Genomic DNA, 14,096 nt, shown 5'->3' on the forward strand with positions numbered 1-14,096 from the left:
TCGCTTCGCCACCAGGGTTTTCTTCCCTTTTCACGTTCCCCAGTGGACCGTTGGCGCGTAGGGGTGATCAAGAACCGATCCGGCGCTGGAACAATCTCCGGACGGAATCGGAGGAGGTGGTGGCGTGGAGGTCCGCCAGTTGAGCTACTTCGTCACGGTCGCCGAGCTGGGGCATTTCGGCCGGGCGGCCGAGCGCCTGCACATCGTCCAGTCGGCCGTGAGCAAACAGATCGCGAGCCTGGAACGGGAACTGGGGCTCACCCTGTTCGACCGGTCGCACCGGCAGGCCAGGCTCACCCCCGAGGGCGAAGCCTTCCTTCCGCACGCACGCCGCGCGCTGCGCGAGATGGACCGGGCCGCGGAGGCGGCGGCCGATCTCGCCGCGGGCACCGCGGGGGTGCTCCGGCTCGGCAGCAGTCCCGGCCTCGGCAAGCGCCTCGAGGACATCCTCACCGAGTTCCGGGCCCGCCGTCCCGGAGCGGTCGTGCGGCTGACGACGACCCGGTCGGCGCCGGACAAGCTGGCCGCCGTCCTCGCCGGCGATCTCGACGCGTCGTTCGTGTCGGCCCCACCGGAGCATCCCCGCCTGGCCGTCCACCGCCTCTGGGACGATCCGATGCTGCTGGCGGTGCCCGCCGAGCGGGCGGGCACCGCGGACGATCTCGTTTCGCTCGCGAGCCTCCCGCTGGCGCGGCCCGCCCGTGACGAAAACCCGGAAGCCTTCGACCTGGTCACCGCCGCCTGCAAGGCGGCCGGGTTCGTGCCGCGCCCGGGCCCCACCGTGGTCAACGCCCAGGACGTGCTGCTCGGGCCGGTGGCCGCCGGACACTGCTGGACGCTGCTGCCTGCTCACATCGCCCGCACCGGCTCGGACGCCGTCGCCTTCGTGCCGCCGCGGCGCCCGATCCTCCTGCCCACGGCGCTGGTTCTGCTCCGTGCCGCACCGCGCTCGACGGTGGTGGACCTGCTCAGCGCGACGCTGAAGGTCGCGCGGACGCCCACTCGGCCATGATCGCCCGTCCTTCCGGGACGGCGAGGTCGAGCAGGCCGGGGAACCGGGCGTCGAGATCGCCCCGCCGCAGCGAGTTCAAGCGGCGGGTTCCCTCGTCGCGCTGCCGGATCACGCCCGCTTCGCGCAGCACCCGGAAGTGCCCGCTCTGCGTGGACTTGCTGACGGGGAGCGCGAAGGTCGTGCAGGCCAGCTGACCGTCGCCTTCGGCGTCCGCGAGCCGCGCGACGATCGCCAGCCGGACCGGGTCGCCGAACGCGGCCATCACGGCGGTGAAGCGGATGTCGTCGCGGTCCGGGTGCACCAGGTCGGTTGCGGTACGGCTTGCCATACCCCCAGGATACCCAAACATGTTCAACTTCCCCGAACATCTGCTATGTTCGGAAAAGTCGAACATGAACGAGAGGGGGCTCCATGCCCGATCGAAGAACCACCGCACCCCGCGCCCGCCTGCGGTTCTGGGGCACCGCCTACGCACTGTTGATCCTGCTGACCGGCACCAATCTGCCGACGCCGCTGTACCGGGGCTACGCCACGAAGTTCGGGTTCCCGCCGGTGGTCGTCACCCTGGTCTTCGCCGTGTACGTGGCGGTGCTGATCCCCTCGCTCCTGGTGGCGGGTCCCCTGTCGGACGCGATCGGCCGCCGCCGGGTCGTGCTGCCGGCGATGGCGCTCGCCGCGCTGGGATCGCTGCTGTTCGCCCTGGCCACGAGCACCGGGTGGCTTTTCGCCGCGCGTATCCTCCAGGGCCTCGCACTCGGCGCGGCTTCGGGACCGCTGACGGCGGCGCTGACCGAACTCGAACCGGCGGGCAACCGCCGCCGGGCCGCACTGGTGTCCACTGTGGCCTCCGTCGGCGGCCTCGGCCTCGGCCCGGCGCTCGGCGGCCTGCTCGCGCAGTACGCTCCCGAGCCCTATGTCCTGCCCTTCGTGGCGGAGATCGCGCTGCTGGTCCCGGCCGCCGCGGTGATCAGCACGCTGCCGGAGACACGGGTCAGGACCCGCTGGCGTCCCCGTCGCCCGGAAATCCCCGACGGGATGGGCCCGGTCTTCGCGACCAGCGGAACGACCGGATTCCTCGCGTTCGCGGTGGTCGGGCTGTTCCTGACCCTCATCCCGACCTACGTCGCCACCCTGTCCGGAAGCCGGAACCTGTTCCTCGCCGGGGCGCTGGTCGCCCTGATGCTCGCGTGCTCCGCGCTCGCACAACTCGCGGGCTACGGCCGACCGGCCCGTCAACTGGAACTCGCCGGGCTTCCCCTGCTCGCCACCGGGCTCGCGCTCCTGGCCATCGCGGGCGGCGTCTCGTCGCTCACGCTGCTCATCGTGGCGATCGTGATCGCGGGTACCGGCCAGGGACTGGCCTTCCTCGGCGGGCTCACCGCGACCAACCAGGCCGCCCCGGCGAACCGGCACGCCGAGGTGGTGTCCAGCTTCTACGTGGTGCTCTACCTCGGGGTCGGCGTGCCCGTCATCGGGGTCGGCTTCCTCGCCACCACCGCCGGACTCCTCACCGCGGTGCAGTACTTCGCGGTCGCCGTCGCCGCGCTCTGCCTGCTGATGCTCCTCCTGCTGACCCGGGCCCACCGGCACACCGCGGCCGCCGCCCACCACTGAACACCTGGGAGACAAACCGTGGAAACCACCGAACTCGAATCCGCCTACCGCAGGCTGTTCGCCGCCGCCGAGGCCCTCGGCGACACCGGCGCGCTCCCTGCCGACACCCGGGCGTCGGTCGACTGGACCGTCGGCCACATCGCCCTCAGCGACCGGATCCTCGCCGGGGCGGCCCGCGATCTGCTGCTCGGCCTGCCCGCCGTCGTCGACAACCGCGAGGCCATGGACGCGCGGAACCTCGGCGCGCTGATCGCCTCGACCACGCCCGCCGAGCGCAGGGAACTCCTGCGCCGCAACGGGGACGACTTCGTCGCCGCGGTCAGGACGATTCCCGGGCACGCCGTCGGCGAGCCCGTGGAACTCCGCCTCGTCGACCGCGAGGGCCGGCCCGCACCCGGCACGAAGCTGCCCTGGCGGGAACTGGTCCGGCTGCGCGCCGCCGAACACCTTCCCGGGCACGCCGCCCGCTTGGAGGCCGCGCGGGCCCGGGGGTAACCGGGGCCCGCCTCGCCGGAAGCCACCCGACCCGCTAAGAAAGAGCGGCGACACGGTGGAAAGGAGCCCGCGTGACCCTGGCCCTGGTGCCCTCGGCGGACGGCACGGGAAAGAGCGGACAGGAACGGCTTGCCGAATTCCTGCGGATCTACACCTCGCTGAACACCCGCGTCGCCTACGCCACCGACCTGGGGATCCCGCTGGAGTGGGTGCCCGGCTACGTCCCGCCGGATCCCACCCGCCGCCGGGGCCGCCGCCGGGCGCAGCCCACGGGACTGGAGTGGTTCCCCTGGTGCCTGGCCAACGGGTTCGGCTCGTTCGCCGAAATCCGCGTGGAGCACGTCGAACGATGGCTGGACGAGCTGGCGCGCGCCGGGTACAGCGACGCCACGCGCGGCCGGATGCTGTCCGCGGTCTCCGCCTTCTACCGGAAGTACCTGATCCGGGAGGGGCTCGCGGAGCAGAACCCGGCCGCGCTGGTGGACCGCCGGACCCAGCATCTCAACCGCGCTTCCGGCACCCCGTCGGCCACGGCCCGCTGGTCGTTCGAGGCCTGCCGGGCGCTGTTGCTGGCGGCCCACCTGCTGGCCGAGCACCGGCGGGACGGACGGCGGGACCGGGCGATGGTGGAGATCCTGATCGGCACCGGCGTCCGCGCCGAGGAACTGGTCGGCACCCACCTGACGGACTACCGCAGGCCGGTGCCGGGCGCCATCGGGATCCTGCGGGTCCACGGCAAGGGCGCGAAGGACCGCGAAGTGGCACTCGCCGCTCCCGTCGCCGACGCCCTCGACGCCTACCTGGAGCAGCGCCTCCCCCCGGCCGTGCCGGCGCTGCGCGGACAGGTCGGGCCCGCCCCCGCCGAACCCCTGTTCGTCACCAGCACCGGGCGGCGCGTGCACGTCTCGCACGTCACCGCGGTGCTGCGCCGCCTGTGTGCCACGTTCGCGCCCGCCCCAGGTACGCCCGCCCCGCGGCAGGCCTGGCTGCGAGAGCTCCTGACGAGTTCGCAGGCCGCGTTCATCGCCACCCACCTGGCCCCGCTGTCCGGCCGTATCCATCCGCACTCGGCGCGTCACTCCTACGCCACACACGCCATCGAACGGGGTGTCCCGCCCCGCCAGGTCCAGCGGGACCTGGGGCACGCGGCGTTGTCCACCACCGAGGGATACCTGCACGACGAGGACAACATCCGCAACTCCGCCGCGCACGAACTCTCCGTGGGCCTGCACCGCGGCTGGTTGTGACTCACCCCGAAAGGGTGAAGCTGGATAGTGGGGCGAAAGGACGCTCGATTACGGAGCTGATAGCAGTTTTCTGTGATTTCCTTTACACTATCGAGTAGCGGTTCAGCCGAGTAGCCGTCGTCGATGTACAGAACGTGTCACCCATGACGAGTCGGCGGGCCTCTTTCGCGCCAGCGTTTCTCGTCGTCCCGTCTCCGGTGGCAGATGGAGGCAACCGTGACGGCTGCAGAACCGTTTTCCCACCCCCTCACCGAATTCGCCTTTCCCCGGCCCCGTACCGCCACGGAGGCCCGGCCGGAGGTCGTCTCCCCGCCGATGCGGGTCCGCGTCCGGCGGCCACGACCCGGGTTGGCGATCGTGGTGATCGGCGGCGAAGTGGATCGGCTCAGCGCCCCACGCCTCGAGGAACTGCTCACCTCGCGGCTCCGCGGAACCCTCCGCGCACTCGTGGTCGACCTGTCCGGAGTGGACTTCCTCGGCACGGCGGGCCTGTCCGCACTGGTGCGGGCGGATCTGCTGGCACGGCAGCGGGGAATTTCGCTGCGCATCCTCAGCGGGGACAACCGGGGAGTGGTTCGCGCGCTGCGGTTGACGGATCTGCCCCTGTCCGGCGGAAAAGGGACCAAAGTCCCGACGAAAGCAAATACCGCTCACCTTTCCCACCGATAACGGCCGCGTGGATGTTGGCCGTGAAGGGACCCTTCACGGCTCGGCGCGATCAACCGATCAACCGGCGAGGGATTCGCTCACCCAGGCCGACCATCGCGGCCAGACAAGGTCCGCGAGGACGGCGTAACCGGTGTCGGCGGGATGGGCGCCGTCGCCGGCCTCCACGTCGCGCCTCCACGCCGCACTGGCCAACAGGGGCTCGAAAACGTCCACATAGGACACTTCCCGGACCGCGCAGACGTGCCGGAAGGTCTCGTTGAGGTCCGCGGTCCGCTGGTTGTGGGCCTCGTCCGCGACCGGGACCGGGCCGATGACCAGCACCGGCCCGGTCGCGGAGGACATCTCACCGAGCAGGGTGGCGAGGTTGGCCGCGGAGCGGTCGGCGGGGACCCGCCGCCCGCCGTTTTCGACCATGGTGTCGTTGACCCCGAAGGAAAGCGCGATCGCGCCCGTGCAGCCGTCCGGGAACCGGGGCAGGCATTCCGCACGCCAGCGACCGAGCACGTCGTCGCTGGTGTTGCGGCGGATCCCGAGGTTGTAGGTGGTCAGCGGCCGCCCGGAGCGATGGGTGCGGGCGGCGACCCGGCCCGTCCAGCCGAGATGATCGGGGTCCCCCACGCCCGCGACGAACGAGTCGCCGACGAAACACACGCGAAGATCGGAAAGCATTCGGTCATTCTCCCCGTCACGCGGCCGGTGCGGCGATCGCGCCCGTCTGCAGTTCGTGCCAGTCCGGTACGCGGGGCGTGACCCGCAACCGCATACCGGCCTCCTCCGGCAGCCGGTCGGCCTTCCGGGCATTGCAACTGCGGGCGCTGCCCCCGCAGGCGGCCACCGTGTTCAGCCACGAAGCCCGTTCACCGCCCCGGGACACCGGGACGATGTGGTCGACCGTGTCGGCCCGGTGCCCGCAGTAGGCGCACCGGTACCCGTCGCGCAGGAGCACCCCTCGCCGCGACCACCGGGGAGGATGGGTGTACCGCCACTTCATCACGACATAGCGGACGAGGCGCACGATCTTCGGGCGCGGGAACAGGCCGAACGGGCGGCCGTCCTCGGCCTCCTGGATCTCCGCCACCTTCCGCACGAGCATCCGTATCGCGTGCGGGACGGAGACGACGTGCAGTGGCTCGTAGGACGCGTTGAGCACGAGGACACCCACGATCACGCACCTCCCTTCACTGTTGTCGTACCAAGGGCACACGGCCATGGTCCGCCGTTCCGCGCGGGAAGGCGAACGTCTGGCGCCGCTGTCGGGTGCCCGCGAGTCGAACGCGGTGTCTCCTGATCCCAAATCAGGTGGGTTCCCGTCTCCCTCGCACCCGTTTACCGAACTGCGCACCGAACCGGAGAAACGATTTTTCCCCTCGTTCCCGTCCGGCGCGAAAAAGAAAGCCGCCCTGACCGGTCTCCCGGAGGGCGGCTCCTCGATCGAAGGAATCCCCTGGTCAGACCGGTTGCAGCCGACGCATCAGCCGCTCCTGCCCGCGGCGGAAACCGCCGACGGCAGGGCGCGGCGAAATGGCTTCGGCGCGCTCACGCTGATGCTTCATGCCGTCTCCCATCGGATCTTGTGCACCCATCATTGTGGACCACGGGAAAGGGGTCAAACGCATTTCCGGTGCGGGCTCGGGGATGGGGATCAGCCCCAGAACTCCGCCAGGGCCGCCGCCTCCCGCCGCCCCTGTTCGTACCCGGCCCCGGCCGAGGCCGCGCGGACGGCGGGATCGAGCAGGTTCGGTCCGATGGCCTCCCTCGAGGCCTCGTCGGGCCGTACCACCAGCACCCGTGAACCCCGCTCGCGCAGCAACGCGACCTGCTCGTCGAGGTCGGTGCTGCCCGGCAGTTCCATCACCTGGAAGACCACCACGCGGTCGCATCCGGCGGCGAGGTCGGCGTTCTCGGCCGAGCGCACCCCGCCGTCGACGTAGCGCCGGTCGCCGACGGTGTGCGGCGGCCAGGTCCCGGGCACCGCGCAACTCGCCGCGACCGCGTCGACGAGGTTCACTCCGGAACGGCGGTCGAAGACGCGAGTCTCGCCGGAATGGGCGTCCACCGCGACGATCTCGAGATCGCGCTCGGGCCATTCGTGGCCGGGCAGCCGCGCTTCGATGACGGCACGGCGTTCGGCTTCGGGCACCGTCGGCGCGGCCAGCGCCATGGCGCCGAGCCGTCGGCGCAGATCCTCCGGGCCCTCCGCGGCCTCGTAGGCCTGGCCCCACAGGGCCATCACGGCCTCCGGGTCCAGCGCGGCGGGCAGCTCCGGCACCTGCAGGGCCGGATCGATCTGCCGCCGGTACAGTTCGGACAGGCTCAGGGGCCCGGTGATCTGGGCGGCGACGGTGGCACCCGCCGACGTGCCGACGAACTTCTCCGCCGCGAGCAGCGATACGCCCGCCTCGGCCAAACCAAGCAGAATTCCCGTCTCCCAGGCGATTCCTGCGACACCGCCACCGCCGAGCACCACACCTCGTCTTGTCATGATCACCATTCTGCTCGGAGTCCCGGTCCGCGCCGGCACCCACCGGCGACCGAGCCTCTATCATGATCATCGCTATCTCCACATCCCCATCAGTCTCCGCACCGGGGGGCGTTTTGCCTTTCATGACCACGACCGAGGCCCTCCACGCGTGGATCCACGGCTGGGCCGTTTCACGCGGCGCGGCCGACCCCGTCCCCGCTCCCTGGGGCTTCACCGTCGACGTCGGCCTCCCCGGGCACGTCCTGCGGCACGTACTGTCCGCCGCCGACGAAACGGCCGCCCGCAAGATCACCGAGAGCACGACCGCCCCCGGTGTATGGCTGAAAGCGCCCGTACCGCCGGAAATGCTCGAACCCTGGCTCGCGCCCGGCTGGTCCCTGGCCGGCGGGCCCGGCTTCCTGATGGCCGCCCCACCGACCGCCGCCAAGGCCGGGGCTCCACCGGCACCTGCGGACGGCTACCGGCTGGACACCTGGACCCGGGCCGGCGTCGCGCGCGCCCTGGTCCGCACCGAGGACGGTGCTTTCGCCGCGCGAGGCCAGGCCGCCATCACCGGCCCGGCCTTCGTCGTGGACCAGGTCGAGACCAGTCCCGCTCATCAACGCCGCGGCCTGGGACGCCTGGTGATGCGCACGCTCGCCGACCTCGCCGCCGGACAGGGGGCCACGGCAGGTGTGCTGGTCGCGACCCCGGAAGGCCGGGCCCTGTACGAGACGATGGGATGGCGCGTGCTGGCCCCGCTGACCGGCGCCGTGCGCAGCTGAGGCCCGCTCGACAGCTGACCGGGTTCAGCCGTATCCGCCCGATTCTCGGCGCCCCCTGCTGCCCGCCCCGGCGGGTGCGAGGTGGATCACCCCGGCTGTCCGCCTACAGTGAGGGACATGAGCAAGCGCTTAGTGTCCCTCGGCGATTCCTTCACCGAGGGAGTCGGCGACGAAGATCCCACCCGTCCGAACGGCGTGCGCGGATGGGCCGACCGGGTCGCCGAACAACTCGCCCTCCGTGAGCCGGAGTTCTCCTACGCCAACCTCGCGATCCGGGGGCGTCTGCTGGGACAGGTGCTGGCCGAACAGCTCGAACCGGCCCTCGCGCTCGAACCCGACCTGATCACCCTCTACGCCGGCGGCAACGATCTGATGCGCCCCAAGGTCGACATCGACACGCTCGCCGACGAATACGACCGCGCGGTGGGCCGCCTGGCCGCGACCGGGGCCACCGTCGTGCTGTTCACCGGCGTCGACGGCGTTGAAGACCCGCTGTTCCGCCGGATGCGCGGCCGCACCGCCATCTACAACGAGCACACCCGCGTCATCGCCGCCCGGCACGGCGCGCTCGTGGTGGACATGTGGGCCATGCGCGCGCTGCGCGACCGGCGGCTGTGGTCGGCCGACCGGCTGCACCTGAACGCCCTGGGCCACAACGAGATCGCCATCGCCGTGCTCGATCTGCTCGGCGTGCCGCACGAGCTTTCGCCTGCCGCGCTGGGGCCGCGGCCCGCCGTGCCGCCGCGTCAGCAGCGCGCCGAAAACCTGCGGTGGGCGAAGGAACACGCCCTGCCGTGGATCAAGCGGCGCCTGCGCGGGGAATCCTCCGGCGACACCCTCTCCCCGAAACGTCCCGCGCTCGCCCCGGTGGAAAACCGGGCCTGAGCGCTCACCGCGGCGACGGCCGCAGCCCGTCGAACACGATCTCCAGCATGCGCTGTCGCAGCGCCGGGTCACCGCCAAGGTGCTCGGCGCCGCGGGAGGTGCCGACCATCAACGCGATCAGCTCGGTGACGCCGACATCGGACCGCACGGTGCCGGCGTCCTGGGCGCGCGTGAGCAGGGTGCGCAACGCGCCGACGACCTCGTCCCGCACCCCGGCGGCCTCCGGCGCCCGGGTGCCCGCGGCCGCCAGCGCGTCGGTGTAGGCGTTCTTGGTCGCCGCCATCTCCACCCATTGCTTCAGGAAGGCGAAGAAGGCGTTGCCCGGGTCGTCCACCCCGGCCCACCGGACGGCCTCCGCGGCGAACCGGCGCAGGTGCTCCTGGAGCACCGCCTCCAGAAGCGCCTCCTTGGTCGGGAAATGCCGGAAGAGGGTGCCCACGCCCACCCCGGCCGCCTTCGCGACCTCCTCGGTCGGGGCGCTCATCCCCTTGGCGGTGAACACCGCTTCCGCCGCGGCCAGCACCTTGGCCCTGTTCCGCCGGGCATCGGCCCGCAGTGGTTTCTCTTCCAGCACCCCGCCGATGGTAGGGAAATCATTTCCCGCCCTCCCTGGACATCACCCGATCCGTGAACGAAGGTTATGAGAAAGGTGACGGCAGTCACAGGAGGCGTGGCACATGGTTCTTGGACGCAACGAAGCGAACAAGGTCATCCAGGCAGGAAAGACCGAACAACGGACACAGGTGCGGCGGGCGGCGGTGGCCAGCGCCATCGGCACCACCATCGAGTGGTACGACTTCTTCCTCTACAACACGGCCGCGGCGCTGATCTTCCCGCACCTGTTCTTCCCCGCGTCGAGCAGTTACGCGGGGGCCATGCAGTCCTTCGCCACCTACGCGGTCGGGTTCGCGGCCCGGCCCGTCGGTGCGGCGATCTTCGGATACTGGGGCGACCGGGTGGGCCGCAAGGTCACCCTGGTGATCACCCTGCTGCTGATGGGGATCGCCTCCGGCCTGGTCGGCGTGCTCCCCGGCGCGAACACCCTCGGCATCGCCGCGCCGCTGATCCTGGTCGCGCTGCGGCTCATCCAGGGGGTGGCCATCGGCGGTGAGTGGAGCGGTTCGGTGCTGCTCGCGATGGAATGGGGCGACCAGCGCAAACGCGGCCTCCTCGGCAGTTTCGCGCAGATCGGGGTGCCCGTCGGCCTGGTGCTGGGCACCGGCGGGATGACGCTGCTGTCCTTCGTGCTCTCCGACGCGGCGTTCACCTCGTGGGGCTGGCGGATTCCGTTCCTGCTCAGCCTGGTGCTGGTCGGGATCGGCCTGGTGATCCGGCTGCGCATCCTCGAAACACCGATGTTCGCCGCGGTCGTGGCGCAGCGGCGCACCTCGCGGCAGCCGGTGGTGGACGCGGTGCGGCATCACTGGCGCGAGATCCTGCTCTCGGCGGGGCTGCGGTTCAGCGAGCAGATGCCGTTCTACCTGTTCACCAGCTATGTGCTGGTCTATGTGGTGGCCGAACACCACTATTCGAAGACGTTCGTGCTCAACGCCGTGCTCGTCGCGGCCGCGCTCGAACTGGTCACCATCCCGTTCTTCTCGCAATTGTCCGACCGCATCGGCCGCAAACGCGTGTACCTCACCGGCGCGGTGCTGACCGGGCTGCTGGCGTTCCCGTACTTCGCGGTGCTCAAAGGCGGCGGATACGTGCCGATCTTCCTCGCGGTGGTCGTGTCGATGATCCCGCACGCCATGCAGTACGGGCCGCAGGCCGCCTTCATCGGCGAAAGCTTCCCGACGCACCTGCGCTACGGCGGCGCGGGCCTGGGTTACCAGCTCGCGTCGGTGTTCGCCGGTGGTCCGGCTCCGCTGCTGGCGACCTGGCTGCTGCACGCGACGGGCACGCCGTACTCGATCTCGGTCTACATCGTGCTCGCCTCGGTGGTGACAGTGCTGTGCGGCGCGGCCATCGCCGACCGGTCCCGGGCCGACATCACCGACGACGCCACATATCTGCGCGCCTGACACGGAAAAGACGGCGAGTGCCGCCCCCTTTGTGCTGGGGGCGGCACTCGCCGTCTTCGTGCCTACCGCCTTTGCTACCGCGGAAGCGGCCCCGGTCCCTGCGGCGGCTGTGGCCCTTGTGGACCCTGCGGGCCGTGGGGTCCCTGCTGGGGAGGCTGGGGCGGGGTCTGCGGCTGCTGACTCGGATACGGGCTGATCGGCGGGGTCGTGTAGTGCTGTCCGGGCTGCCGCAGCGGCAGACCGGCCTGCGGCCCGGTGGCCGGGCCGCCGCTCTGCGGCCGTGACGGCGGGACCGGCGGGGTCGGCGGTGCCGACGGGGCCGCGGGCGGCGGGGTGCTCGACGCCTGAGGCGGCGCGGGCGGGCTCGGCGGTTCCTGCGCCTCGTCCGGCGCGGACGGCGGTTCCGGCGTGCCACGCAGGATGTCGGCCGCCTTCGGGACGGACGGGGTGGTCGTGCCGAGCGGGCCCGGCACCTCCTGGCGTGCCACCTTCTCGGCCTCCCGCACCGCTTCCGCGATGCGGGGGTCCGTGGAGGTGTCGAACCAGCTCGCCACCTCTTCGTCGTCGAACGACGGCGGCTCGACCGCTTCCCCGCTCGGCTGCTCGTAGCGGAACACGCCGTCCTCGCCCTGCTTGCCGAACGCCCGCGCGAAGCCCTCCAGCGCGCGACCGTAGTCGCTGGGGACCAGCCAGACCTTGTTCGCGTCGCCCTGCGCCATCTGCGGCAGCGTCTGCAGGTACTGGTAGGCCAGCACCTCCGGCGTCGGACGCCCGGCCTTGACCGCGGCGAACACCTTCTCGATGGCCTTCGCCTGACCCTGTGCCTGCAGGTAGCGGGCGGCGCGTTCACCCTGGGCACGGAGGATGCGGGACTGCCGGTCCGCCTCCGCGGCCATGATCGTCGCCTGCTTCTGCCCTTCGGCCGCCAGGATCTGCGACTGCTTCTGCCCCTCCGCCGTCTTGATCGCGGCCTCCCGCTGGCCTTCGGCATTGAGGATCATCGCGCGCTTCTCCCGGTCGGCGCGCATCTGCTTTTCCATCGAGTCCTGGATCGACGGCGGCGGGTCGATCGCCTTGAGCTCGACCCGCGCCACCCGGATACCCCAGCGTCCGGTGGCTTCGTCGAGCACCCCGCGCAACTGGCTGTTGATCTGGTCGCGCGAGGTCAGCGCCTGCTCCAGCGTCATGCCACCGACCACGTTCCGCAGCGTGGTGGTGGTCAACTGCTCGACACCGACGATGTAGTTCGAGATCTCGTAGACAGCGGCCCGCGAGTCGGTGACCTGGAAGTAGACCACCGTGTCGATGGAGACGGTCAGGTTGTCCTCGGTGATCACCGGTTGCGGCGGGAAGGACACGACCTGCTCCCGCAGGTCGATCCGGGCGCGCACCTTGTCGAGGAACGGCACGAGGAAGTTCAGTCCCGGCGAGGCGACCGTGCGGAATCTGCCCAGCCGTTCGATCACCGCCGACTGCGCCTGCGGGACCACCATGATCGCCTTCGCGATGGTGATGATCACGAACAGGGCGATGACCGCGACAACTATGATCGCTGCGGTTCCCAAGATCTCTCCCGTCGTCCAGAGTGGTTACGGCTCCGGGGACACCACGGCCGTGGCGCCCGCTATCTCTACCACGGTCACCTTCGTGCCGGGCTCGATCCGCTGACCTTCGATGAAGCTGCGAGCTGACCAGACGTCCCCGTCGAGCTTGATCCGGCCGCCCTCGTTGTCCACGGCGGACAGGACCACCCCGTGCTTGCCGACCAGCGCCTCGATCCCGGTCCGGACCACCGGAGTGTGCAGGAACCGGCGCTTGAGCGCGGGCCGGGCCAGCCACAGCAGGCCCGCCGAGGCCACCGCGAACACGATCACGTCGATCACGGCGTTGCCGGTGAGTGCCGCCGAACCGGCCGCCACCAGCGCCCCGACACCGAGCATCAGCAACACCAGGTCGCCGGAGATCACCTCGGCGGCCATCAGCACGACTCCCGCGATCAGCCAGATCAGTGCCGGTGTCATGGGCTCATCGTGGCAGAAAGTGACCGGTCGGAGCCACCGAAGCGCCCGATCTGATCTCCACCCGGCCTTCGGTCAGGCTTCCGTGACGGTCACGAAGTCGATCAGACGCTCGACCGCGCCGATCAGCGGCGTCTCCAGGTCGCGGAAGCTGCTCACCGCGCCGAGCACCCGCTGCCACCCTTCGTAGGGTTCGCCCCAGCCCAGTGCGGCGCAGACCCCTTCCTTCCACGGCATCCCGCGCGGCACCTCCGGCCACCCCCCGATGCCGACGGCGGAGGGCTTCACCGCCTGCCAGATGTCGATGTACGGGTGCCCGGTGACCAGCACGTGCTCGTCGTGGATCGCCGCCACCAGCCGCGACTCCTTGCTGCCGGGCACGAGGTGGTCGACCAGGACACCGAGCCTGCGTCCCTGGCCGGTGCCGAACTCCGCGATCCGCCCGGCCAGCACGTCGACACCGTCGAGCGGTTCGACGACCACGCCCTCGACGCGCAGGTCGTGCCCCCACACGCGCTCGACGAGTTCGGCGTCGTGCTTGCCTTCGACCCAGATGCGCGAGTCGCGGGCGGTCCGGGCCCGCAGGCCCGCCACCCGTACCGAACCCGAGGCCGACCGCGCCGGCGCGGGCCGGGCGGCCGCCCTGGGCGGCACCAGGGTCACCGGCTTGCCTTCCAGCAGGAAACCGGCGGGGGCCAGCGGGAACACCCGCTGCGCACCCCGCCGGTCTTCGAGCACCACGTTGCCGTGTTCGAGCCTGATCACCGCCCCGCAGAATCCGCTTCCCGGCTCTTCGACGACGAGCCCCGGCTCGGCCGCGATCTCGGGAATCCGGCGTTTCTTCCGGCCGGACAGGACGTCGTGATAGCTGTGGGAGTGCACGAGC

General features: G+C 71.0%; 16 protein-coding genes. 8 read left to right on the forward strand and 8 right to left on the reverse strand.

From position 1 onward, the window contains the following. The first annotated feature begins 124 nt into the window (after positions 1-124). On the forward strand, positions 125-1,012 hold the full coding sequence (locus ORV05_RS15665) for a LysR family transcriptional regulator (protein WP_268759222.1): 888 nt from the start codon (positions 125-127) through the stop codon (positions 1,010-1,012). Here ORV05_RS15665 and ORV05_RS15670 read toward each other — a convergent pair. Next, positions 969-1,340, reverse strand: coding sequence for an ArsR/SmtB family transcription factor (locus ORV05_RS15670; RefSeq protein ID WP_268759223.1), 372 nt, complete (start codon positions 1,338-1,340; stop codon positions 969-971). The genes ORV05_RS15665 and ORV05_RS15670 overlap by 44 nt on opposite strands. Positions 1,341-1,423: 83 nt before the next feature. Between ORV05_RS15670 and ORV05_RS15675 the strand changes: the two genes are divergently transcribed. The 4 genes from ORV05_RS15675 (at position 1,424) to ORV05_RS15690 (ending at position 5,037) form a co-directional block, all read left to right on the forward strand. Then, positions 1,424-2,626 (forward strand): MFS transporter, encoded by a 1,203-nt coding sequence (locus tag ORV05_RS15675; protein WP_268759224.1) that lies wholly within the window; start codon positions 1,424-1,426, stop codon positions 2,624-2,626. Between the two features lie 18 nt (positions 2,627-2,644). Continuing rightward, positions 2,645-3,121 carry a hypothetical protein gene (locus tag ORV05_RS15680; RefSeq protein WP_268759225.1) on the forward strand — a complete coding sequence of 159 codons (477 nt, stop codon included), beginning with the start codon at positions 2,645-2,647 and terminating at the stop codon, positions 3,119-3,121. Between the two features lie 71 nt (positions 3,122-3,192). After that, positions 3,193-4,368 (forward strand): tyrosine-type recombinase/integrase, encoded by a 1,176-nt coding sequence (locus ORV05_RS15685; RefSeq protein ID WP_268759226.1) that lies wholly within the window; start codon positions 3,193-3,195, stop codon positions 4,366-4,368. A 216-nt stretch (positions 4,369-4,584) separates the two neighbouring features. Beyond that, entirely contained in the window at positions 4,585-5,037 is a 453-nt protein-coding gene (locus ORV05_RS15690; protein WP_268759227.1) for an STAS domain-containing protein, read from the forward strand. Between the two features lie 57 nt (positions 5,038-5,094). On the opposite strand, the gene ORV05_RS15695 is transcribed toward ORV05_RS15690, so the two are convergent. The 3 genes from ORV05_RS15695 to ORV05_RS15705 form a co-directional block, all read right to left on the reverse strand. Continuing rightward, positions 5,095-5,706, reverse strand: a complete 612-nt coding sequence (locus ORV05_RS15695) for a GDSL-type esterase/lipase family protein (RefSeq protein ID WP_268759228.1) — start codon at positions 5,704-5,706, stop codon at positions 5,095-5,097. Positions 5,707-5,722: 16 nt separating this feature from the next. Further along, on the reverse strand, positions 5,723-6,205 hold the full coding sequence (locus ORV05_RS15700) for an HNH endonuclease (RefSeq protein ID WP_268759229.1): 483 nt from the start codon (positions 6,203-6,205) through the stop codon (positions 5,723-5,725). A gap of 474 nt (positions 6,206-6,679) precedes the next feature. Next, entirely contained in the window at positions 6,680-7,519 is an 840-nt protein-coding gene (locus tag ORV05_RS15705; protein WP_268759231.1) for a patatin-like phospholipase family protein, read from the reverse strand. 122 nt (positions 7,520-7,641) lie between these two features. Here ORV05_RS15705 and ORV05_RS15710 point away from each other — a divergent pair, with 122 nt between their 5' ends. Both ORV05_RS15710 and ORV05_RS15715 read left to right on the forward strand, forming a co-directional pair. Further along, the gene (locus tag ORV05_RS15710) at positions 7,642-8,283 is read left to right on the forward strand and encodes a GNAT family N-acetyltransferase (protein ID WP_268759232.1); all 642 of its coding nucleotides are present in this window, start codon (positions 7,642-7,644) and stop codon (positions 8,281-8,283) included. Positions 8,284-8,400: 117 nt separating this feature from the next. Beyond that, the gene (locus ORV05_RS15715; RefSeq protein ID WP_268759233.1) at positions 8,401-9,168 is read left to right on the forward strand and encodes an SGNH/GDSL hydrolase family protein; all 768 of its coding nucleotides are present in this window, start codon (positions 8,401-8,403) and stop codon (positions 9,166-9,168) included. Positions 9,169-9,172: 4 nt separating this feature from the next. On the opposite strand, the gene ORV05_RS15720 is transcribed toward ORV05_RS15715, so the two are convergent. Then, positions 9,173-9,742 (reverse strand): TetR/AcrR family transcriptional regulator, encoded by a 570-nt coding sequence (locus ORV05_RS15720; RefSeq protein ID WP_268759234.1) that lies wholly within the window; start codon positions 9,740-9,742, stop codon positions 9,173-9,175. A 103-nt stretch (positions 9,743-9,845) separates the two neighbouring features. Between ORV05_RS15720 and ORV05_RS15725 the strand changes: the two genes are divergently transcribed. Further along, positions 9,846-11,192 (forward strand): MFS transporter, encoded by a 1,347-nt coding sequence (locus tag ORV05_RS15725; RefSeq protein WP_268759235.1) that lies wholly within the window; start codon positions 9,846-9,848, stop codon positions 11,190-11,192. A gap of 74 nt (positions 11,193-11,266) precedes the next feature. Here the strand turns inward: ORV05_RS15725 and ORV05_RS15730 are convergent, their stop codons facing one another. From ORV05_RS15730 to ORV05_RS15740, 3 genes are all read right to left on the reverse strand, one after another. Continuing rightward, on the reverse strand, positions 11,267-12,757 hold the full coding sequence (locus tag ORV05_RS15730) for an SPFH domain-containing protein (RefSeq protein ID WP_268759236.1): 1,491 nt from the start codon (positions 12,755-12,757) through the stop codon (positions 11,267-11,269). Positions 12,758-12,781: 24 nt separating this feature from the next. Continuing rightward, positions 12,782-13,213 (reverse strand): NfeD family protein, encoded by a 432-nt coding sequence (locus ORV05_RS15735; RefSeq protein WP_268759237.1) that lies wholly within the window; start codon positions 13,211-13,213, stop codon positions 12,782-12,784. 72 nt (positions 13,214-13,285) lie between these two features. Then, the gene (locus tag ORV05_RS15740) at positions 13,286-14,092 is read right to left on the reverse strand and encodes a DUF3097 domain-containing protein (RefSeq protein ID WP_268759238.1); all 807 of its coding nucleotides are present in this window, start codon (positions 14,090-14,092) and stop codon (positions 13,286-13,288) included. Positions 14,093-14,096: the final 4 nt, after the last annotated feature.

Origin of the sequence: Amycolatopsis cynarae, assembly GCF_026802195.1 — a bacterium.
GTDB lineage: Bacteria > Actinomycetota > Actinomycetes > Mycobacteriales > Pseudonocardiaceae > Amycolatopsis_E > Amycolatopsis_E rhizosphaerae.